Raw genomic sequence first — 19,534 nt, 5'->3', positions numbered from 1 at the left:
TTGGAATGATTAACTTTAGACCTAAATGTGATAAAGCCCTTGAGCCCTGTTTTACCTCTAAAATTATCCGATCTTACCCGCCAGATTCAGCAAAGCATCCAGGACAGCTTTCAGGGGCGACAGTATTGGGTGATTGCTGACGTCAGCAACCATACTTTTAAAGCAGAGACAAATTATCATTACTTTGAACTGATTGAAAAAGAGAAGTCTTCTTCCAGAATTCTGGCCAGAATAGCCGCGAAAGCCTGGGGCAATGCAGCGGTGAACCTTATGAATTTTGAAAAAGCGACGGGGCAGAAATTTAAGAGCGACATTCAGGTGCTGGTACAGGTTGCTGTAGAATATAGCCCTGCTTTTGGTTTACAGCTAAGCCTTTTGGATATTGACACCAATTTTACCCTGGGGCAGTTTGAACAGCAGCGGAATGCAACACTGCAGCGCTTGCTTGCAGAAAACCCTGGTTTTATCCGCAAAGAAGGGGACTTTTATTTTACAAAAAACAGCCAGTTGCCATTCCCGGCTGTATTACAGCATATCGCGGTCATTTCTTCAGATACTTCTGCCGGATACCAGGACTTTGTACACACGCTGGAACACAATCCTTTTAAATATTTGTTTAAAGTTGAACCTTATTTTACAAAGGTGCAGGGCGAATTGAATGCCAGGCCTTTTTTGAATAAATTAATAGAAGTTTTTAATTCAGGAAAAAACTATGACGTGCTGGTCATCATCCGGGGCGGAGGGGCGCAAAGTGATTTTCTGATTTTTGACAATTATGAACTGAGCCGGGCCGTTGCTAAATTTCCAATTCCTGTCATTACAGGTATAGGACATCAAAAAAACGAAACAATAGTGGACCTAATGGCCCATAGCTCTACCAAAACCCCAACCAAGGCCGCAGAAATGCTGATTGCCCACAACAGGGGATTTGAGGAGAAACTTTTAAACAGGCAGCAGTCGCTGCTGATTAAAACACAACAGCTGTTTTCCCTGCACAGCAGGACATTAACGGATTTGAAATACCAGTTGGGCAGGGATGTTCTGAATTTAATCCATGGCCACCGGAGCAATTTGTTGTCCCTTTCAGGACTTTTACTGGTGCAGCCTAAAATGATCCTTAATGATCAAAAAAATGCATTGGAAAAGCTGAAAACACAACTCAAATCAGCCAGCAGGCTCTATTTTTTACATAAAAACGGACAGCTTGACCATTATCAGTCCCTGGTAAAGCTCATGAGCCCGGAGAATATTTTAAACAAGGGCTTTGCGATTGTAAAAATGAATGGTGAAATTATCTCTAGTGCAGACCAGATTGCTGAAGGAACAGCGTTGACCATACAGTTGGCTGACGCTGAAATGGAAACCATAGTGACCTCTAAAACGAAAAAATAATGGAAAAAGAAATGACTTATGAGCTTGCTTATCAAGAGCTGGCAGAGATTGCACAAGAAATTGAAACAGAATCTGTTTCAGTAGATATTTTGGCAAAAAAAGTAAAAAGAGCTTCTGATCTGATTACTTTTTGTCAGACAAAACTGCGTTCAACCGAAGAGGAGGTTGTAAAAATCATCAAACAAATGGAAAACGAAACAGGTGCCTAGTATTTTGGATGCGCCCGTTTTCCGCTTTGTTTATGATAAGAACGGTCTTCTTTGAAAAAAGTATAATAGACTACGCAAAGGAACAAAAGCGCAATCCCAAGGACAATCAGGCTAAAGCCCGAACGCATCACATCTACCCATTCTACAATCTGTATGTTCCAGATGCGCAGGATCAACAGCGTAAAAAAGGCCAGTCCGATCAGTACGGCAACGATTCCTATAAACTTTTTCATAAGCCTTTTACATTTTGTTTAAAATTTCTTTTTTCTTGCCGTCAAACTCTTCCTGGGTCAAAATACCTTCGTCCAGTAATAACTTCAGTTTTTTTAGCTGGACGACAGGGTCTGTCTGGTCATGTACTGCGGTGATTTCTTCTTTTTTGTCATTTAGTACTTTTCCCATTTCCAGCCCAAAGCCAAGCTGTACACCTGCACCGGCTATTCCCCCCTCATTGCGCGCGGCATCTCTTAAGGCTTTTAGCTTTTCTATTTCAAGATAGGAGAGCCCGCCTTCGGCTGCTGCCCTGCTTTCTGCGGTGATGTCGGCAATTTTTCCAACCCTTTCCTGGGTTTTCTGATCAAATGAAGTCCCCTGGATTTTAAAATTGAGCAATTGTAAACCAAGACTTTCAAATTCTGCATTGAGCTTTTGTTGTAAGGTCTGTGAAAGTTTGTCCAGGGCTGCATCAATATCCAGATAAGAAAGTTTTGACTGGGCCAGGGTAGAGATAATGGTTTGAGGCAGTCTGGAAAGCAACAGGTTTTTTGATTCAGTAGTGGTATAGAGGTTTTTAGAACCGATCAGGTCTTTGAACAGTAAAACCGCATTACTGATTTGCATGCTGTAATTGCCATACATCCCCAGTTCGACAGGAATATTATATTGACTGTCCATGTATTTTATAGGAGAAGGGGTGCCCCAGGGCTGGTTCAGCGCAGCTGCTTTTCGGTAAAAATACAAATGCATTTTATGCTCGCTTTCAAAAAGCTGTCTGAGTTTGACCAGATTGGTGATGAAGGGATGGTTATCCGTTTCCAGGTCATAGATGCCTTCTTCGGTAATGACATCGGTGATTTTACCTTCATAGACCAGTAAACAACCTTGTCCAGGGGAAACGACCAGTTTACTGGCATTTTTAATTTCGTCTGTGACGGCAGGAAATTTATACAATAATACTTCCGGCTGCTGATCAGTCCATTCGATAACCGAACTGAATTGTCTTTTAAAAAAGCTTGCTATTCCCATAATTTCTAATCCAATTTGTAATTATCTGTCATTTTGCCTGCGGCATTAATCGTCATGATCTCTCCATTGATAAAGCTGGCCAGAAAGCCGCTTTTCAATGGGATGATGTAGCTAATGTACCTTTGATCTATAGCTACCGTCCATTCCACTGCGCCTGTATCGGTATTGAGTTTTTGTATGCTCTTAGGGCTGGATGGGGCTGCACTGTTGTTGAATTGTATAATGAGGTTATGCTCATCTGAATAAAGTACTTTTGGATCGAAATACAGGCGGCCCGGTGTCAGGTCTTTCCAACTCAGGATTCTTCCACTTTCTTTTGCATAATGTCCCACGAGTACTTTTTTATAAGGATCCCTGTCTGTGAAAATACCTGAGCCTCCATAATCTTTACCCCAGCTGATGCTGGTTCTCATGGATTTAGGCCCCCCCAGGTTGTCTTTATAAGCAATTTTTAGCAATTGCCTTTTTTCCTCCGGGTATTCAGAACTGGAAGAGGTGAAGGTATAATATACCGCATCCTTTGCTCCGGGAAGAAGGGTTTTAAAACCGGTCATCTGGTCATAGATGCGTTCTTTGGAATAGATTTTTTTAACAAGAGGGTAATAGGTGTAATTTTTCCCGTCATTGGTCAAAATAACCAGACCATCACCCTGGTCATCGTATACAAAATCGATCGTGGCCACACCCACTTGAAGTTCAGGCTGTACGCTGAAAAGGTCCTTGTAGGCATCTTTCAGTTTGAGGTCTTTTTCATCTATTTTATAAATGGCGGTTTTATTTACAATCAGGTATAAACTGCCATCACTAAACTTGCGGAGTTTGACATCACTGCCCGAAAGTTTTTCATCATCCAGTTTCTGTTCAGATTCAATTTCTTTTTTCTGAACATTATAATAAGTTAAGTAAACTCCTTCTTTTGACTTATCACTGTTTGAATTGTAATTCCGGTTTTCGACAAAAAGGATCAGGGCCTGATCAGTACCACTGCGTACAAAAGGATAACCTTGATAGCGGCTGGCATAATATTTTTTTTCTTTAACTACGGTCTTCCCACTTTCTGATGTACTGTAGGTAGATTTTGTACTGCTGGAGAGGACCGCAGGTAATATTCCCCCGAATATAATGGCCAGTGCAAAAACGATCACTGCCCCAATAGCGACTGTTCTGGCTTGTTTATTGGTGGCGCTACCAAAGCTGTGGGTGTAATTGTGATTATAATTGATGTTTATATCGTCATTGTCTAAAAAATACTCCGTATTGCAGTTGTTGCATCTAAAAAAATCGGGTCTTAATTCAGTTTTGTCCGTACTTCCGCATTGCGGACACTTTATTGGCTTAATTTGTTTGGCCATAGGTTAGGTAGATGGTATAAAATGCTTAGATAAAACAAATTAATATTTTTTTTGTTTGAATAAAAGCCTTAAATTTAATAAGTGCTTGTTTATGAAATAATTATAATTGATGCTCGTTATAATGGTTTGACCTGTTGAAAACTTAAAATCAAAATCATGACTGCAAATGCCGTGAACACACCAAAAAGTGCTGTACTGGAAGAGCTGACAAGCGAGCAGCAAAAAGAAATTAATCAATATGCCCAGAAAGGCAATGATGAAATGGACAATGCCAATTATGTACATGCCATTGACTGGTTTAGTAAAGCCCTGGAGGTTGTCCCTGAACCAAAGGACAAGTGGGAAGCCACAGGCTGGTTAACTGCTTCCATTGGTGATGCCTATTTTAGCCTGATGGATTATGAAGAAGGGGCTGGCAATCTGCAAAGATCTTATCAAATTTATGGACCGGAAGAGGCAAATCCCTTTATCCTGCTCCGTTTGGGGCAATGTTATTTCCATCTGGGAAACGAGCAGAAAGCAAAGGAATATTTATTGGGGGCCTATATGCTGGAAGGAAAAGAATTGTTTGAAGACGAGCAACTTTATTTTGATTTCCTGCAGTCTAAAGTTCTATTGTAATTCCAGCTGGAAATAAACCTTATCGACCAGATCTCCGATGTTAAAAGGCTTGGCCACAATGTCATCCGGTGCATGTTCTTGTTTTAGTGTATCTGCAAGTTCTGGGGAACCAGAAATGAGAATGACCGGAATATGCCTCAGGGCCGCATTGGTTTTAATGTTTTTGCAAATGACCCTGCCGTCGCTGTCGCCCATCAGGATGTCCATTAAAATCAGATTGGGTTGCTCTTTTTCGATGACCTCCAGTGCATGGAGCCCGCGGCTGACCAGAACCAGGTCCCAGTCTGCATAATCAAGAACGTCACTGAGCGCATTCAGAACCTGCTGATCGTCATCAAAAATCAGTATTTTTTTGTTCATAAAACTAATATACGACGATGTAACTAATTTTATGCCAAAAACTTACAATCTGAAAGAAGAGTTTTTACTTTTTGAGGGCACTTCTTTCGGGTTCGTAATGTAAACCAGGGGACAGCCAGTACAACAGCACCATTCTGGAGTAACGGTAATTGAATGGAGAGAACAGAAAAACCCCAACAAGCAGCAAGCCCGCAAAGTACCATAAATTTTCATAAACCAGGGCCAGTCCCAGAATATAGGCCGCCACACTGATGGTCACCATTTCCGCAACATTCATCGCATAGCTGACAAACATGGAAACATAAAAATAACCAGGTTCTCTTTCGAACTTCAGTCCGCAATGCGGGCAGTTTTCGTTCATTTTCTGTACTTTAAAGCCATAGGTCGGTCCGTCGAAGACTTTCCCCACACGGCACCTTGGACATTTTGCATTAGAAAAGGCATGCCATTGAGAGATGTGAAGGGTTTGCGGTGTGTTTTTAGTGCTTTCCATTTTATTGCGTGTTTTGTTTTCTGAATTTATCCGGAGTAGTTTCTTCGTACTTTTTGAAGAATTTAATAAAATAACTTTGATCGTTAAAATTTAACCGTTCGGAGATTTCCGAAACGCTCAGGTCAAGATTGATCAATAAACGTTTGGCTTCCAATATGATCCTTTCCCGGATCAGCTCTCCAGCCGCTTTTCCCAAAAGGTCGTTGCACAAAGCATTGAGGTGATTGGGGGTAATGTACAACAGTTCTGCATACTGTTTAGGAAACTTAAGCTGTACATAATTGCTTTCTATCAGGGCCAGGAAGTTTTTTAACAAAGTATGGCTGTAAGAATTCCCAGATTGTCCGGCTGGTTTTTCATGGGTCCTGCTCACATAAATAAAGATCTGCAGGAGTAGGGTACGGACCAGGTCGTCTTCAAATTGCTGCTGTACGATGCCTTCTTTAAGTATTTGTTCAAAAAGGTAGTTTAGTTTTTGGGCGGTGTCCCCGTCAATTTCCAGTACCTGTCTTTCGGGGATTCCGCTAAAAAACGAAAAGTGATCCAAATAGGCCGGGTTCAGTAGCATGGAACTGAAGTAGTCCTTGGAAAAATTAATGATATAACCATCGGGTTCTGTTTCAAAATCCCAGCTGTGGACCTGCCCGGGAATCATAAAATAAATCAGTCCGGGTTTGACTTCAAAACGTTTAAAATCTATATGTTGTTTTCCGCTTCCTTTGGTAAAGTAAACCAGGTGATAAAAAGAATGTCGGTGTGCCGTGTGCAGATGCTTGTGGTTTTTTGAATAATAACCAAACCTGCTTACAAAAATACCCTGATTTTTATATTCCTCGAAAGTATTGATGTCATAAACAGGTATGTTGTACCTCATTTTTTCTGCTCTTTAATCTATATCAAAGGTACAGGTTTTCGCTTTCTGATAAAAGGTATTAAATGGAGTTAAAATGGTGTTTTTTACTGATTGTTGTTTTTTAAAGTTTTGTTTTTTTGATATATAGCCATAAAATGGTAGTTATAGATTGTGTTTTTTAGTAAACGAGAATGGTAATAATTAAAATAGGAGCAGCTGTGTGGAATTGATCCTGTTCTGTATTGCTGCCTGGATTTTGATTGGTGCATAATATAGCTGATTTTTGACATATGGAGCATCAGGAAAAACACCTTAAAAGTTCAGATTTTATAACAGATATCGTTATTGGGATCAGTGATGGTTTGACTGTTCCTTTTGCCCTGGCGGCAGGTCTGAGCAGTGCGGTAAGCCACAATTCCATTATTACCACTGCTGGTGTTGCTGAAATTATAGCGGGCAGTATTGCCATGGGGCTGGGGGGCTATCTGGCGGGCAAAACAGAACAGGAACACTACCAGTCGGAGCTTTTACGGGAATACCAGGAAGTGGAACATGTTCCGGAAAAGGAAAAGCAGGAGATTAAAGATATTTTTGCGGAGTATGGTTTTTCTCCAGAGTCCCAAACCTTGCTGGCAGAAGAGCTGTCCAGGGATAAGGACAAATGGGTGAAATTTATGATGAAATATGAACTTGGCCTGGAGGAACCCAATCCCAATCGCGCCCGCAACAGTGCCTCCACCATTGGGGCTTCCTATGCAATAGGCGGCCTGATCCCGCTGCTGCCTTATTTCTTTACCGACAGCCCTTCAGAAGGATTGAAATATTCCTCCATCATCGGACTGATCAGTTTGTTTCTATTTGGTTTTTTTAAAAGCAAGGTGACCGGACAACCTTTATTACAAGGCGCTTTTAAGGTGATGATCATCGGTGCTCTGGCTGCAAGTGCGGCTTATGGGGTGGCAAAACTGTTCAGTTAGTTGTTAATCAGGTGTGGAATAAAACAGGAGGTATTTCCTGTGATCAGGCTGTCGTCTTCGCGGATGCCCATGCCTGCAGGCTGCTGACCAATGACCCAGGAACCAATCACCGGAATTTTGCCTTCAAAACGGGGCAGGTCATATAATTTTTGACAGATATAACCTTCTTTACCATACACTCCTTTGCTCTGCTGGATAATGTGTTCGTTTTTTACAATGCTGATGTTGGCACCTTCTCTGGAGTAAAGCGGTTTTTTAACATAGTCTGTCAGACTATTTTCCTTTTCAAAATAAGATTCCAGCAGGTAAGGGCAATTTGGAAAGAGTTTCCACAATACGGGCAATAAAGCTTTATTGGAAAGAATCATTTTCCAGGCGGGCTCTATCCAGTACATTTGCGGATTAGCGAGCAGCTGATCAAAGAAAGGCTCATTCACCATCCATTCCCATGGATAAAGTTTAAATATGTTTTTTATTTCCTGATCTTCCAGGTCAATAAACTCACCTTCTTCCTGGTCCCAGCCAATGTCATCTATAAAAATCAGTTTGGTTTCAATTCCGGCCTGTATGGCGCAATCCCGCAGGTACTCTACGGTTGTCAGGTCCTCCAAGCTTTGTTTTACGCAGCTGAAATGGAGAATGCCATCATACAAATAGGGTTTAAGGTATTTCCAGTAATCAATCAGTCTTTCGTGAACTGAATTGAACTGGTCTTTATGGGCCGCGTAATCCTGAAGCCAAAACCACTGTACGATGCCTGCTTCAAACAAAGAAGTAGGTGTATCTGCATTAAATTCAAAAAGCTTCAGGTCTTTGCCATCAAAACCAAAATCAAAGCGGCCGTAAATGGCAGGTGCATCTTCATTCCAGCTTTTTTCAATAGCCGCAATTGCTTTTTCCGGAATGGCAAATTTTGCATACAGCTGATGGTCTATGACATATTGAACTGCTTCCAGGCACATGGACCAGAGTTCAGCAGTAGCCTGTTCTATTTTGGTGATTTCAGCCAGGCTGAATTCATAATAAGCATCTTCTTTCCAGTAAGGGACCTCAGCGGTATGAAAACCAAAGCCTAATTTTTCTACAGCAGCCTGCCAGTTGTTCCTGGGGCTGATTGCAATTCTGTTCATCTGTTTGTAATTTATGGTTAGTCCTTAAGAGGAAACGGAAAAAGCATGAGAACCTCCAAAACCACCTCTGATGGCTGCGCCTTTTGCGACCGAACGTCCGATATTGGAACTTTCAGAAATTGAGGAAGAATAATAGCCCGAATGGTGGTAACGTCCGCCATAATACATGCCATAGGGCCTGAAGGCATAATACCATAAAATAGGAGATAGGTGATGCCCCTGCGTACGGGTATAATTTGCAGTACTGTCCGAACGCATGTAGACTTCGTTGGAGTCCCAGCTTGCTTCGGGTTTCGGTTTATGACAGGAAGCCAGTGCCCCGGTAATGAGCACCAGTTTGATTACACTGGATTTTTTCATTTTAGTTCACCGTAATAAAGATCTGATAATTTTTCTTCACATTCAGGGTGGTATCTTTCCCGGAACTGTCTTCTCCCTGTTCTTTGGCCATACCCAGTGAAGGGATGGTGTCCAGGTGTACGACTTTTTTGACAGCTGTTCCTTTGATCCAGTATATGTTTTCGGTTTTCATCACATCCAGAGAGTCGCTGAGATGTTCAATATGGATTTTGCTTTCTACGGAACCATTTTTATCTATGGTTTTAACTTTATCTTCATTTTCTTTATTGCAGGCCATCAAAGACAACAGGAAAATGCAGAAGGGTAATCGTTTCATTGGTTTAAATTAGATGTCCGAAAGGTAATAAGATTTAATAATAATAATTAATATTGCCCGGAAAATTTATTTCACACAAAAGATGTCTAAAAAACTAACTGAAAAAGAACTCAAAGCAATTGCCAGGCAGTTGGGCCATCCACAAGGTGAACAAGGCATTCGGACTGCGGAAAAAATGGCCCAGAACAACGCGGGTATGACGCTCGCTAGTATGGCAGCGCTGGATCTTCAAAGTGGGGAACAGGTCCTGGAAATTGGTCCTGGAAATGCCAGCCACCTGCAGGATTTGCTCCAAAAGGCAAGCGGACTTCATTACATTGGTGTAGACATTTCTCAAACAATGGTACAGGAAGCTGCAAGAATCAATGCAGCGGCTGTTGAAGAAAAGAAAGCCCTTTTTTTGTTTTCTGACGGAGCACACATTCCTATGGCCGATCATTATGCAGATAAAATTTTCACAGTGAATACCTTGTATTTCTGGTCGGAGCCATTGGTTTATGCCAAAGAAATACACCGGGTATTAAGGCCTGGGGGGAAATTTTGCCTGACTTTTGCAGACCGGGATTTTATGGAAAGTCTTCCTTTTACTTCTTTTGGCTTTAATTTATATCATTTGGATCAGGTGCTTGCTTTACTCACACAGGCAGGGTTTAAAGTGCTCAAAACAGACAGGCACAGTGAAACTTTAAGCAGTAACGCTACCGGCGAGCAGGTAGAACGGATTTTCTTTAATGTTGTAGCTGAGGCTTAAGCTTTCTTTTTTCCATCTGGGTCCGGAGCAGGATCATCAGCAGGGCCAGTATACCAAAACACATGCCCACCCAGGGCGCAAAAACAATACCTTGTCGGGCAATGACCAGTCCGCTCAGGAAAGTTCCGGTAGTAACACCAAGATTGCCAAAGGATACGGCCAGGCTATTGGCAAATTCAAGGGCACCCGGTGCAGCTGAAATCATGTAAGCGGCCGCATTGAGAAAACAAGGCGCATACATAAAACCCCATAAAGCAATTACAGCAATCGTTGTCCAGGTATTGGCTCCTGAATAAAAAAGGGCAATGGGGATCAGGATTGTCCCAGTGAGGAAAAAGGCCGTGGTTTTAGGGATACTTTTTCCGAGCATTTTGCCCGCCACCCAGTTGGAAACGATTCCGGTAAGCCCAAATAAGAACAACATATAACTCACCATTTGAGGGTCCATTTCTTTGGCTTTACCCAGGTAATCTGCAAAATAGCTGTACGTGGAAAACCAGGCAGAGATCATAAAGAAATTCATGGCCACACTGATTAGAAATGCCGGAATGCGTAATATTTTTAGCTGGCTGCCAAAGGATTTCTTTTGCTGGCTGGGCATGGGCGGCATAAATTTCAGAATGGCAATAAAAGCCATTGCACTGATAAAGGTCTGAACAATAAAAGAAGCCTTCCAGGTAAAGATACTAGCTATATAGGTGGCAAAGGGAACTGTAGTGACCATAGAAATGGCAATACCACCAAGTACAATGCCCATAAGCTGGTGTTCTTGTTTCTTATGACCGCTGGAAACTGCTGCTGCAATGGCATTGGAAATGTATACGGGTTGTAAAAAAGCAGGTAAAATTCTAACCAGGACCAGCAGCCAGAATGGGGGCGCCATGGCCGATACCACACCGGTGATCAGGAAAACAGCAATGGCGCTGTACATGAGTTTTTTTCGGTCGTAACCCGAAGTGACCAGGGTCATAAAAGGACCGGTTAAAGCAATGACCAGGGCAAAAGCACTTAAAAGCAGGCCCGCTTTGTCTATAGTGATGTGATAATGGGCGGCGATTTGTGGCAAGATGCCAATTACGCCGAATTCAGTACTGATGATGCCAATTACACCCAGGCATCCTACATAGGCTATTCTTTTTGTCATTTTCTTTTGTTGTTCCTGGCAGCAAAACTAAGTGCCCTTTTTTAATCTGCAGGCCTGTACAGCCCATTGTATGGAACTAACAAAAAAGTAAGTCGGGGCCTTTCTATTTACTATCCAGCCATTTCCTTGCTGAAGGAAGGTCTGTGAAAAGTTGGGTAATGACATTACCTTCTGCAATGTCTACACTCTTTCTGGCCGAAAGCTGACTAAAAGCAATAGGAGAGAAGACCCAGGCAAAATATTGAAGGCCAGACTTTTCTAGCATGGGGAAACCACTTTTTCCAACCCATTCAGAAGCCTCAGACCAGGTTCCTAAAACATGATTGTTGTCATTGAGGATTTTATGGACTTTAGTTTTTTGTAGCCTGTCCGCCAGGAGCTGACAACCATGTTGTACGGTTTCTAAATTTTGAAAGCCCAACCAGTCTACCTCAAGACGCTGCTTGTCTGGATTATAAGTAATGCTAATGGTATTGTCTTTGTAAAAATGGTTTTCATTGGCTTCTGGCCCTACATTTTCCGGTGAGGGAAGCGGAAGACGGAAATAAAAAGTAGAACCCTGATCTGGTTCGCTTTCAATCCAGAAGGAACCCTGGTGTCCTTTTAAGATTTCTGAAGAAATGAAAAGCCCAAGGCCAAGACCTTCAAAGCGCATGGCAGAATTGTCTGCCCGGTAATACCTTTCGAACAGTCGGTCGAGTTCCTGTTCCGGAATCCCTATACCAAAGTCCTGTACGGAAAGAATAATGTTCTGGAGCTGTATACTACTTTTGACGAGTATTTTATCTGCTCCCGGAGAGTATTTAATAGCGTTGGTCAGAAAATTATTGACCACCTGCTCGATCCTGAACCGGTCTCCGGTATATAGGACCTCATTTTCACATTCCAGACTGATTTGATGGGAAGGAGAAGTATATTGTACACTTTCAATACTGTCCCTGAGCATTTGCGAAAAGTTAAATTCCTCCAGATTATAAATCATTTTGCCAGCATTGATCCTGGTCACATCCAGAAGGTCATTGATGAGTTTTTCCAGGCGAAATATCCGTTCTGCAGATTTATGGATAAAACTGTTTAATTTTTCCGGATCGCTGGTCCGTTGCATCAGTTGATTGAACGCCTTGATACTGGTTAAGGGTGTTTTGAGCTCATGGCTGGCAATGGATAAAAACTCATCTTTTTTTTGCTCATTATTTTTTTGCAGGTCAATGTTGATATTGGTCCCAAGCCATAAGGTGGTCTGGCCGTTTTCAATTAAGGGGACAGCCCTTCCCAGATGCCATTTGTAGGCCCCGGTATGCATTTGAAGCCTGAATTCAACCATGTATTCTTTGCCCGTTTCCAGGGCAGTCTGCCAGGTTTTCAGACAGGCGTCGATGTCCTGCGGGTGTACAAAAGCCTGCCAGCCGTGGTCTGTAATGTAATTGATGTCCTTTCCAAAATAGGTGCAGCTGAATTCATTGACATAATCCAGGGTTCCATCGGGCCTGGCGGTCCAGACCTGCTGAGGCATGGCATTGAGCAGAAATGCAAAACGCTGTTCTGAAAGTGTCATTTCATTCGAGGGGGGCCGGAGTACCGCTTTTGCTTTATGTTCTGTAAAAATCAGGTCTGTTACATTTTCCGTTTGATGGATGATGTAGCTGATTTGACCATCTGTATTTAATACTGGGGTATGTGAACTCAACCAGTAACGTTCCAGTAAGCGCTGTTTATCGGCTGGGTCTGGCAGATCGTACCTGGTTACAGGAAGTTGATGGGCTTTTTTAGTATGCAATACCTGTTGGAGGGAAGTCTGGATATCTGTAAGACCAGGCATATCGTTGTCCTGGTAAAAAACATCAAAAATAAATTTCCCCTGTACATCAGTGCTCTTTTTGTTCACTGCTGTTAAATAAGCCTGACTTGCGGTTAATATCATCAGATCAGGGGAAAGGATCAGGTACATATTGGGCAAGGTTTCAAATACTTTCAACATGTCGGCAGTCAACCCCGATTTTTCAGCTATTTCCATAATCAAAATCCCTGTTTAGATTTTGAAATACTAACTAAAGCCGTACCAGAAATTAAAAAAAGAAAATTCTTTCCTTCTTTATTGATCCTTTAACCGGATCATACACCTTACATCTCTGATCCTACAGCCCTGTTCGGGGTTAAAATAAATTTCCACGCAATAAGCATCTGGATCAAGGATACCAGGATTCTCCAGCATCTTCTGAAAGGCAAGTCCAATGGCCTGGGGCTTGTCCATAAAATTTTCGATAACGGTACTGATGTACCTGCCTTTTTTGATTTGCATGGAAGAACAGTTTAAAGCCTGGGCTTCACCCGGGTAAAGCTCAGCAGCGGCAGCTTTGTATACGATGCCAGCGCCCTGGGGACGGGATAAACCATAATTTGTTCTGTCTTTTGGTTCCGGCAAAACCTCATTTAACTGTTGAAAAGCTTCCTGAATGCCATCTGGAAAGGATTTTGCGGTCACACAGATCACCTGAATATCTTTTTCTATATGATATGTTTCTGTTGTCATACCTTTTGCTATTTAGGATCCAAACCTTTTTTGTTGTATTCAAAGATAGTGTCTTTTTATGCTTAAAAAGACGGGCATTCAGGACAAAAAAGAGGGGCTTTAGAGACAAAATCAGTGAACTGGGCCTGGCGGTTGTCTAAGGATAATCCCATTGCCCGGTTCTCGCAGAAGAATACTGTTTTCATCAAGCAGGGTTTTCAGCCGCAGGTCTTTTAAAGAATCAATAAAAATATTTTTCAGGTAAAAATCCTGATGTTGTCCCTGATGTTCCCAGCGGATAATTTTGCATTTGCAGCTGCTGTTTTCAAGGGTATTGATAATTTCCTCTACCTGACCACCTTTGCCCAGTTTAACATAAACTTCCCGGATACCAATTAGGTCATTTTTATTTCCGGCTTCAAAATTCCAGGAAGTGGACAGGACCACAAAGTCTTTTTTGCCCTTGTCGAGCCTCATTAGCGAGAGACGTGGTGATTCAATTTTGCCAGTATTGTTTTTCAGGTAAGAATGAATAGAGAGAAGGTCTTTATTTTCAAACTGCATATAGCCGGAATGGTTAAAATTTGCGCCATAACGGTTGAAAGTAAAATAACCGTTTTTGAAACGGACATCGACCATATTGGTAACGGCCATGTGGTACCTGCTGCTGTCTGAACTCCTGGCCTGGGGAGAACCTATATAAACCATCCAAAGGCCTTCCATATGGTCAATTTCTGCTTTGGAAGGATTATAAGGCAGGATTTTGAGGTCTTTTTTTAAGTTTTCCCAGGTTTGATGACTTAAAAACCAGCCCGTTGCCGTCATCATCAGCAGAAGAAAAAGAAGAGAAATGCAAATCAGACTGGCTTTTTTTTGTTGCCTGAGCATTTTTCTCAAGGGAAAACGGCTGGAGGAATGATTCGGTTGCGCTATGGGTTTTTCCAGCAATTGCTGATCCAATGGGTTTTCCTGAAAACCTTTTCTGCCTATTCCATACAAATAGATGTAACAGGCATCTACCAGAAAGGGGCGGGGATTGGAAACCATACCGGTGTAGGCATCTTTAATTTGCCCGCCGGTAATGTCATATTTTAAATAGGGGTATTCCAGTTTCTGGGTGTTTCTTTCAGGTGGATAAGGATCGTGGTGGAGAAGCTGCGAGGTATTGGGAAGCTCATTGCTGATTTTGCTGAGTACTTTTGCAAGTTCCTCGTAGTTTTTCCGGTTGGTATTCAGCACCAGGGCCTGCCCGGTTGAAATTTCATATTTTTTAAAAACTTTGGTGAGTAAATAAACGATTTCATCTTTACCGGTTTTTAGTTTCATTTTGCTGGTTTGTGCCAGTTGTTTGCTGGCCTGGTTGTATAAACAGAATGTCTAAGTTAGCCAATTATTTGAAATTCCCCCGACCAAAGGACAGCTGCAGGTTTTTAGCATTAATAGTATTAAGTATTTGATTTTTAATTTATTATGCTGTTTTCCGAAAAAAAGAATATCTTTTCCGAAAATAGAACATAAAATTCTTAATGGCTTTGCTGTTTCAATTTTGGGGACTGGCCCTTTATATTTAGCCAACCAATTGTAAATAATAAACCTATTAACCAAACATGACCAACCACGCCACTAAGGGGATTTTTCCTCTATTGCCCAATTGTATGCCATTGAGTTTAACCTTAAAACCCTGTAGCATATGAAATATCTGAAAATATTATATGTACAAGTCCTGATTGGCATCTTTTTGGGTGTTGTTGCAGGCTATTTCTTTCCTGCTTTTGCACCTGTGGCAAAAATGATCAGTGAAATATTTATCAACCTGATTAAAATGATCATTGCACCGGTGATCTTTTTTTCAATTGTACTTGGTATAGCCGGTGCGGGTGACCTGAAAAAAGTGGGCCGGGCCGGGGTAAAAGGCCTGATCTATTTTGAAGTTGTAACCACACTGGCCATTATTATTGGACTGGTGATGGGTAACGTGATCCAGCCTGGCAAAGGTGTAAACAAAGATTTACTGGCTGCAGAAGCCGCCCATGCAGGGGTTAAAACAACTACCGAAGGCATCGACTGGAAAGAGTTTATTGTGCATATTGTACCAGGAAATGTAGTGGAAGCCTTTGCCAAAGGCGAAATTATACAAGTACTGCTTTTTGCAGTTCTTTTTGCTGTTGCACTGAGTAAAATGGGAGCGGCCGGAAAATCTGTGCTGCACTCTTTTGATAAACTCAACAAAGTATTGTTTAATATTCTTCATATGGTCATCAGGATCAGTCCTATAGGGGCTTTTGGCGGAATGGCTTATACCATAGGAAAGTTCGGCTTTGCAACCCTGGTCGTGCTTGGAAAACTAATGGCTACGTTTTACCTGACCGGTCTACTGTTTATTTTTGTTGTGCTGTACCTGATTATGAAGTATAATGGCTTTAGTTTATGGCGTTTACTGGGCTATATTAAGGCTGAACTTTTAATTGTACTGGGGGCCAGCAGCAGTGAACCTGTGTTGCCCAATTTAATGGAAAAGCTGGAAAGAGCAGGTTGTAACAAGAGTACAGTAGGCCTTATTATACCGGCTGGCTATAGTTTTAACCTGGACGGGACCAGTATATACCTGAGTTTGAGCGTGATTTTTCTGGCGCAGCTTTTTCATATAGAGATGACCCTTGCCCAGCAGCTGAGCGTGATCGGAATTCTTTTGCTCACCAGTAAGGGCGCAGCAGGGGTTACCGGGAGCGGTTTTCTGGTCCTGACCTCTACACTGACGGCTTTAAAAATTATACCGCTGGAAGGTTTGGCGGTACTGGTAGGTGTAGACCGGTTTATGAGCGAGGGCCGGGCGCTGGTGAATGTGATCGGCAATACTGTAGCGGCGATCGTGGTTTCCAAAAGTGAAAATGAAATTGATATAAAGCAGTATAAAGCTGTTGTAGAATTTGAGAAACCGAGAACGGAATTTGATCAAACAAAAAGGGTGCTTTAAGCACCCTTTTTGTTTGATCACGGTTTTACTTCGTAATACTCATCAGTAAATTCCCTGTATTTTCCCTGCATGTCTTTTTTAAAATTTTTGGCCTTATCCATCCATTCAGGGGCTTTGTCCCTGATGTCGTCTGCGATGGACCTTCCATAAGCATCTTTTTTGGTGATATATTTAATGGCGCCATATACTGCGGCTCCGATTAATGCTGTTTTTAATAGTCCCATAGTTTTAAAATTTGAGGTTTACTACATAACGGTTTCAAGAAGAAAATGTTTTCCTCTTTTCTTTTAGACCCGGATACAATGGGGATGTTACAAGCCTTTATTTTACCACAAATAGGCGGTGAGTCCCAGGCCGAAGGTCAGGTGATTGAATTTTATTTTTTCCCGGCCCAGTTTTAGAAAATGAGCATGTCCCTGGTCATCTACATCATTTAAAGCAGCAAGGGAAAAGGTATTGTCCGAATCAAAATAGCTGACATAAGCTTTTACACCCAAATTTTGCCGGATTTGCTTTTGTATGCCCAGGCCGGCAGACCAGCTGAAAACGGTTTCCGGTTTATAACGGAAAAGGGGGAGTTCTTTGGCTTGGAAAACTTCCTGGTATTCCGGTTTGAGCCTAAAAATAATTTGCCCAGGTACCCCTGCGGCTGTACCTGCGTTTAGTTTCGCGGTAACAAACCAGCGGTTGGGTAATGGGAGGCTAAAAAACGGACCGGCATGCAGGTAACGTATACCCACCGGTTGGGTATAGTGTCCGTTACTGATTTGCAGCAGCTCGGGATCTTCGATGTTCAGGTTGCTGTCGTTAATGGGAAAACTGGAAAAAGAAAAGTCGCCGCCAATACCTATGTTTTTATGAAAAAACCAGGCACCTTCAGCGCCGAAGTTGAAGCCGGTTTTTGCATAAAGCTCACTGGAAGGTGAAGAAAGATCTGTGCCAAGTGCAAGCGCATAACCCATTTTAAGTTCTATGAAGCTGGGGTGGTCCTGGACCGTTATGCGGCGCGCCGGTTTGAAATTTTCCTGTTTGTCTTTAAAAATCTTTTCAGCGATATAATAACCAAGCTCCGTAGACAAAATACCTATTCCAGCTCCGGCCAGTACATCGGAAACCCAGTGTCTGTTGTTGAGTTGCCGGCCAACAGCGGTAGCCGTAGCCGCCGTATAGGCACCAATGCTATATAATGGAGAGCGGAAAGTGCCATATTCCTCATGTAAAAAAGTAGCATTCATAAAGGAATTGGCCGTATGACCAGAAGGAAAGGAATTGTTGGCACTGCCATCGGGACGCTCTATTTTTGTGGTGTGTTTAATGGTATTGACCAAAGCAGCCATAATGGCTGCTGAAAAACCATAAGACACCAGTGTCCTTCCCGTTTTGTGTTTCCCTTTTACCCCTGCAGCATTTAAAGCAAAAACAGTAACTGCAGGGGCATATTGAAGGTAATCGTCAAAATGATACCTAAAGGTTGGGATATAACGGTTGCGAAGCTCTCTTACATCTTTCCTGGCGCTCCAGGTGGCTGCCGTACCAGCGAAAAACAAAACAGGGACAATAGACATTTTTACAGCCCTGGACTGGAAAAAATACGGTTGGCTTTGGGTATTGCTGTCCACCGGCAAAGAAAACTGGGCACAAAGCCTTAAGGAAAAAAGGTTAAAGGAAAGAAAAAGGGTGAAGGCAACAAAAAATGCTTTGTACATGAAATTTAAAATCGGATCAGTTGGCTTAACCGGGGAAAAATATACTTTTTTTAAAGTAAAGCCAAATTTCTCAGGATTCCAGTTCCGCTTCCATTTGAATGTTGCTGCGCTCGTAAGGGGTCGGGCGTCCGGCCACCTTTTTAAAGCCGAGTTTATGGTATAAATTAATGGCTGGTTTTAAAATGGTGTTGCTTTCCAGGTAAATCTTTTTAGCACCCAGGGACTTTGCTTTTTCTTTAATGGCATTTCCCAGGATCCAGCCAATGCTTTTTCCCTGGGCCAGGGGAGAAACCGCCATTTTAGCCAGTTCGTAATCGTAGTCGGGATCATTCATTTTGATCAGGGCACAGACACCCACCGGCTGCTGGTCATACAGGGCGACCAAAATATATCCGCCATTGTCAAGAATGTATTTTTTTGGATTGTCCAGTGCCTTGTAATCGGTTTCTTCCATTTTAAAATAGGTGGTGATCCATTCTACGTTCAGGTTTCTGAAGGCCTCCTGATAAGCGGGGGTATAATCTACAACTTCGACCTTCAGACTTTCTCTTTTCTTTTTTTGTTCAGTAACCCGTCGAAGCAAGCTTTTTTGCTCCAGTAAAAACTCCCATTCCTGGATCGCTTTCCAGAGGTCATTGCGGGTGCTGGCCGAAAGTTCTTCTACCGCATCGTTGATGTCAGCATATTGTCCCTCTATTTTAGCATTGATTTCTTTTCCCTTGGAAGAGAGGCTGACCATATTTTTTCTTCCATCTGTTTTATCCTTATTTTCCTTTACATAACCCTTTTTGACCATCTCCCCAATAATTTTGCTTACCGAAGCATGGGAATGCCCAATTTCCTTTGCAATGGCGGTAACGGTTTTGGTTTCCCCTTTAGACAACACATAAAATACAGGGAACCACTTAGGGTTCATGTCTATGTCGTACAAGCCATAAATCTGTGCGGCATCTTCTGTAATTTTTTCAGTGAGAAGGCGTAACCTGCTTCCGATGGCCATTTTTCCTACGGTGTCAAAAAAGTTTGCTGTTTCCATTGTTTGTGTAATGAGTTGTGTAGTTAATTATGTAACTGGTTACGCAAATATAAAATGAATAATTTTAATTCCAAAAAATAAATATAGCCGCAAGTGAGGGGCTCAA

The 19,534-nt window shown here is 42.2% G+C and carries 22 protein-coding genes; 6 read left to right on the top strand and 16 right to left on the bottom strand.

Annotated elements, in window-relative coordinates; translation table 11 throughout:
• Positions 1 to 27: 27 nt before the first annotated feature.
• The gene (xseA, locus tag B0O44_RS03610) at positions 28 to 1,392 is read left to right on the top strand and encodes an exodeoxyribonuclease VII large subunit (RefSeq protein WP_211321303.1); all 1,365 of its coding nucleotides are present in this window, start codon (positions 28 to 30) and stop codon (positions 1,390 to 1,392) included.
• Entirely contained in the window at positions 1,392 to 1,601 is a 210-nt protein-coding gene (gene xseB / locus B0O44_RS03605; protein WP_110827306.1) for an exodeoxyribonuclease VII small subunit, read from the top strand. Before xseA ends, xseB begins: the two co-directional genes overlap by 1 nt.
• Here the strand turns inward: xseB and B0O44_RS03600 are convergent.
• The 3 genes from B0O44_RS03600 to B0O44_RS03590 are packed head-to-tail and all read right to left on the bottom strand — an operon-like array spanning position 1,598 to position 4,198.
• On the bottom strand, positions 1,598 to 1,834 hold the full coding sequence (locus B0O44_RS03600) for a hypothetical protein (protein ID WP_110827305.1): 237 nt from the start codon (positions 1,832 to 1,834) through the stop codon (positions 1,598 to 1,600). The two genes, xseB and B0O44_RS03600, sit on opposite strands and share 4 nt — an antisense overlap.
• A gap of 7 nt (positions 1,835 to 1,841) precedes the next feature.
• Complete coding sequence (locus tag B0O44_RS03595; protein ID WP_110827304.1) at positions 1,842 to 2,846, bottom strand: SPFH domain-containing protein; 1,005 nt, start codon at positions 2,844 to 2,846, stop codon at positions 1,842 to 1,844.
• 5 nt (positions 2,847 to 2,851) lie between these two features.
• Positions 2,852 to 4,198, bottom strand: coding sequence for a hypothetical protein (locus B0O44_RS03590; RefSeq protein WP_110827303.1), 1,347 nt, complete (start codon positions 4,196 to 4,198; stop codon positions 2,852 to 2,854).
• 156 nt (positions 4,199 to 4,354) lie between these two features.
• Between B0O44_RS03590 and B0O44_RS03585 the strand changes: the two genes are divergently transcribed.
• Positions 4,355 to 4,819 (top strand): tetratricopeptide repeat protein, encoded by a 465-nt coding sequence (locus tag B0O44_RS03585; protein WP_110827302.1) that lies wholly within the window; start codon positions 4,355 to 4,357, stop codon positions 4,817 to 4,819.
• Here B0O44_RS03585 and B0O44_RS03580 read toward each other — a convergent pair.
• From B0O44_RS03580 to B0O44_RS03570, 3 genes are all read right to left on the bottom strand, one after another.
• A complete protein-coding gene (locus B0O44_RS03580) occupies positions 4,811 to 5,179 on the bottom strand; it encodes a response regulator (RefSeq protein ID WP_110827301.1) in 369 nt (122 codons plus the stop codon). The genes B0O44_RS03585 and B0O44_RS03580 overlap by 9 nt on opposite strands.
• A 64-nt stretch (positions 5,180 to 5,243) precedes the next feature.
• A complete protein-coding gene (locus tag B0O44_RS03575; RefSeq protein WP_211321302.1) occupies positions 5,244 to 5,672 on the bottom strand; it encodes a DUF983 domain-containing protein in 429 nt (142 codons plus the stop codon).
• A gap of 1 nt (position 5,673) precedes the next feature.
• A complete protein-coding gene (locus tag B0O44_RS03570) occupies positions 5,674 to 6,546 on the bottom strand; it encodes an AraC family transcriptional regulator (protein ID WP_110827300.1) in 873 nt (290 codons plus the stop codon).
• 269 nt (positions 6,547 to 6,815) lie between these two features.
• Here B0O44_RS03570 and B0O44_RS03560 point away from each other — a divergent pair, with 269 nt between their 5' ends.
• On the top strand, positions 6,816 to 7,502 hold the full coding sequence (locus B0O44_RS03560) for a VIT1/CCC1 transporter family protein (RefSeq protein WP_110827298.1): 687 nt from the start codon (positions 6,816 to 6,818) through the stop codon (positions 7,500 to 7,502).
• Here B0O44_RS03560 and B0O44_RS03555 read toward each other — a convergent pair.
• Genes B0O44_RS03555 through B0O44_RS03545 form a run of 3 tightly spaced genes read right to left on the bottom strand, consistent with a single transcriptional unit; the run spans position 7,499 to position 9,308 of the window.
• Positions 7,499 to 8,632, bottom strand: coding sequence for a glutathionylspermidine synthase family protein (locus tag B0O44_RS03555; protein ID WP_110827297.1), 1,134 nt, complete (start codon positions 8,630 to 8,632; stop codon positions 7,499 to 7,501). The two genes, B0O44_RS03560 and B0O44_RS03555, sit on opposite strands and share 4 nt — an antisense overlap.
• Positions 8,633 to 8,656: 24 nt before the next feature.
• A complete protein-coding gene (locus tag B0O44_RS03550) occupies positions 8,657 to 8,992 on the bottom strand; it encodes a hypothetical protein (protein ID WP_110827296.1) in 336 nt (111 codons plus the stop codon).
• A 1-nt stretch (position 8,993) separates the two neighbouring features.
• Positions 8,994 to 9,308, bottom strand: coding sequence for a hypothetical protein (locus B0O44_RS03545; RefSeq protein WP_146229763.1), 315 nt, complete (start codon positions 9,306 to 9,308; stop codon positions 8,994 to 8,996).
• Positions 9,309 to 9,390: 82 nt separating this feature from the next.
• Here B0O44_RS03545 and B0O44_RS03540 point away from each other — a divergent pair, with 82 nt between their 5' ends.
• Positions 9,391 to 10,059, top strand: coding sequence for a class I SAM-dependent methyltransferase (locus B0O44_RS03540; protein WP_110827294.1), 669 nt, complete (start codon positions 9,391 to 9,393; stop codon positions 10,057 to 10,059).
• Here the strand turns inward: B0O44_RS03540 and B0O44_RS03535 are convergent.
• The 4 genes from B0O44_RS03535 to B0O44_RS03520 all read right to left on the bottom strand — a co-directional run bounded on the left by B0O44_RS03535 (position 10,037) and on the right by B0O44_RS03520 (position 15,038).
• Complete coding sequence (locus B0O44_RS03535) at positions 10,037 to 11,203, bottom strand: MFS transporter (protein ID WP_110827293.1); 1,167 nt, start codon at positions 11,201 to 11,203, stop codon at positions 10,037 to 10,039. The genes B0O44_RS03540 and B0O44_RS03535 overlap by 23 nt on opposite strands.
• Positions 11,204 to 11,306: 103 nt before the next feature.
• A complete protein-coding gene (locus tag B0O44_RS03530; RefSeq protein WP_110827292.1) occupies positions 11,307 to 13,217 on the bottom strand; it encodes a PAS domain-containing sensor histidine kinase in 1,911 nt (636 codons plus the stop codon).
• A 78-nt stretch (positions 13,218 to 13,295) separates the two neighbouring features.
• Complete coding sequence (locus tag B0O44_RS03525; RefSeq protein WP_110827291.1) at positions 13,296 to 13,733, bottom strand: transcriptional regulator; 438 nt, start codon at positions 13,731 to 13,733, stop codon at positions 13,296 to 13,298.
• A gap of 111 nt (positions 13,734 to 13,844) precedes the next feature.
• A complete protein-coding gene (locus B0O44_RS03520) occupies positions 13,845 to 15,038 on the bottom strand; it encodes a hypothetical protein (RefSeq protein WP_110827290.1) in 1,194 nt (397 codons plus the stop codon).
• Positions 15,039 to 15,402: 364 nt separating this feature from the next.
• Between B0O44_RS03520 and dctA the strand changes: the two genes are divergently transcribed.
• Positions 15,403 to 16,686 (top strand): C4-dicarboxylate transporter DctA, encoded by a 1,284-nt coding sequence (dctA, locus tag B0O44_RS03515; RefSeq protein ID WP_110827289.1) that lies wholly within the window; start codon positions 15,403 to 15,405, stop codon positions 16,684 to 16,686.
• A gap of 17 nt (positions 16,687 to 16,703) precedes the next feature.
• Here dctA and B0O44_RS03510 read toward each other — a convergent pair whose 3' ends face one another.
• The 3 genes from B0O44_RS03510 to B0O44_RS03500 all read right to left on the bottom strand — a co-directional run bounded on the left by B0O44_RS03510 (position 16,704) and on the right by B0O44_RS03500 (position 19,428).
• Positions 16,704 to 16,910 (bottom strand): YtxH domain-containing protein, encoded by a 207-nt coding sequence (locus tag B0O44_RS03510; protein WP_110827288.1) that lies wholly within the window; start codon positions 16,908 to 16,910, stop codon positions 16,704 to 16,706.
• Between the two features lie 102 nt (positions 16,911 to 17,012).
• Entirely contained in the window at positions 17,013 to 18,392 is a 1,380-nt protein-coding gene (locus tag B0O44_RS03505) for a phosphatase PAP2 family protein (protein ID WP_110827287.1), read from the bottom strand.
• A 70-nt stretch (positions 18,393 to 18,462) separates the two neighbouring features.
• A complete protein-coding gene (locus B0O44_RS03500; protein WP_211321301.1) occupies positions 18,463 to 19,428 on the bottom strand; it encodes a bifunctional helix-turn-helix transcriptional regulator/GNAT family N-acetyltransferase in 966 nt (321 codons plus the stop codon).
• Positions 19,429 to 19,534: the final 106 nt, after the last annotated feature.

Source organism: Pedobacter nutrimenti (genome assembly GCF_003208655.1).
GTDB classification, from domain to species: domain Bacteria; phylum Bacteroidota; class Bacteroidia; order Sphingobacteriales; family Sphingobacteriaceae; genus Pedobacter; species Pedobacter nutrimenti.
Note: the sequence above shows the minus strand (reverse complement) of the source record. Positions and strands in the feature narration are given on the sequence as shown.

Coding starts and splice junctions, on each gene's coding strand:
- xseB (WP_110827306.1), top strand. CDS start 1,392: ATGGAAAAAGAAATGACTTATGAGCTTGCTTATCAAGAGCTGGCAGAG.
- B0O44_RS03600 (WP_110827305.1), bottom strand. CDS start 1,834: ATGAAAAAGTTTATAGGAATCGTTGCCGTACTGATCGGACTGGCCTTT.
- B0O44_RS03595 (WP_110827304.1), bottom strand. CDS start 2,846: ATGGGAATAGCAAGCTTTTTTAAAAGACAATTCAGTTCGGTTATCGAA.
- B0O44_RS03590 (WP_110827303.1), bottom strand. CDS start 4,198: ATGGCCAAACAAATTAAGCCAATAAAGTGTCCGCAATGCGGAAGTACG.
- B0O44_RS03585 (WP_110827302.1), top strand. CDS start 4,355: ATGACTGCAAATGCCGTGAACACACCAAAAAGTGCTGTACTGGAAGAG.
- B0O44_RS03580 (WP_110827301.1), bottom strand. CDS start 5,179: ATGAACAAAAAAATACTGATTTTTGATGACGATCAGCAGGTTCTGAAT.
- B0O44_RS03575 (WP_211321302.1), bottom strand. CDS start 5,672: ATGGAAAGCACTAAAAACACACCGCAAACCCTTCACATCTCTCAATGG.
- B0O44_RS03570 (WP_110827300.1), bottom strand. CDS start 6,546: ATGAGGTACAACATACCTGTTTATGACATCAATACTTTCGAGGAATAT.
- B0O44_RS03560 (WP_110827298.1), top strand. CDS start 6,816: ATGGAGCATCAGGAAAAACACCTTAAAAGTTCAGATTTTATAACAGAT.
- B0O44_RS03555 (WP_110827297.1), bottom strand. CDS start 8,632: ATGAACAGAATTGCAATCAGCCCCAGGAACAACTGGCAGGCTGCTGTA.
- B0O44_RS03550 (WP_110827296.1), bottom strand. CDS start 8,992: ATGAAAAAATCCAGTGTAATCAAACTGGTGCTCATTACCGGGGCACTG.
- B0O44_RS03545 (WP_146229763.1), bottom strand. CDS start 9,308: ATGAAACGATTACCCTTCTGCATTTTCCTGTTGTCTTTGATGGCCTGC.
- B0O44_RS03540 (WP_110827294.1), top strand. CDS start 9,391: ATGTCTAAAAAACTAACTGAAAAAGAACTCAAAGCAATTGCCAGGCAG.
- B0O44_RS03535 (WP_110827293.1), bottom strand. CDS start 11,203: ATGACAAAAAGAATAGCCTATGTAGGATGCCTGGGTGTAATTGGCATC.
- B0O44_RS03530 (WP_110827292.1), bottom strand. CDS start 13,217: ATGGAAATAGCTGAAAAATCGGGGTTGACTGCCGACATGTTGAAAGTA.
- B0O44_RS03525 (WP_110827291.1), bottom strand. CDS start 13,733: ATGACAACAGAAACATATCATATAGAAAAAGATATTCAGGTGATCTGT.
- B0O44_RS03520 (WP_110827290.1), bottom strand. CDS start 15,038: ATGAAACTAAAAACCGGTAAAGATGAAATCGTTTATTTACTCACCAAA.
- dctA (WP_110827289.1), top strand. CDS start 15,403: ATGAAATATCTGAAAATATTATATGTACAAGTCCTGATTGGCATCTTT.
- B0O44_RS03510 (WP_110827288.1), bottom strand. CDS start 16,910: ATGGGACTATTAAAAACAGCATTAATCGGAGCCGCAGTATATGGCGCC.
- B0O44_RS03505 (WP_110827287.1), bottom strand. CDS start 18,392: ATGTACAAAGCATTTTTTGTTGCCTTCACCCTTTTTCTTTCCTTTAAC.
- B0O44_RS03500 (WP_211321301.1), bottom strand. CDS start 19,428: ATGGAAACAGCAAACTTTTTTGACACCGTAGGAAAAATGGCCATCGGA.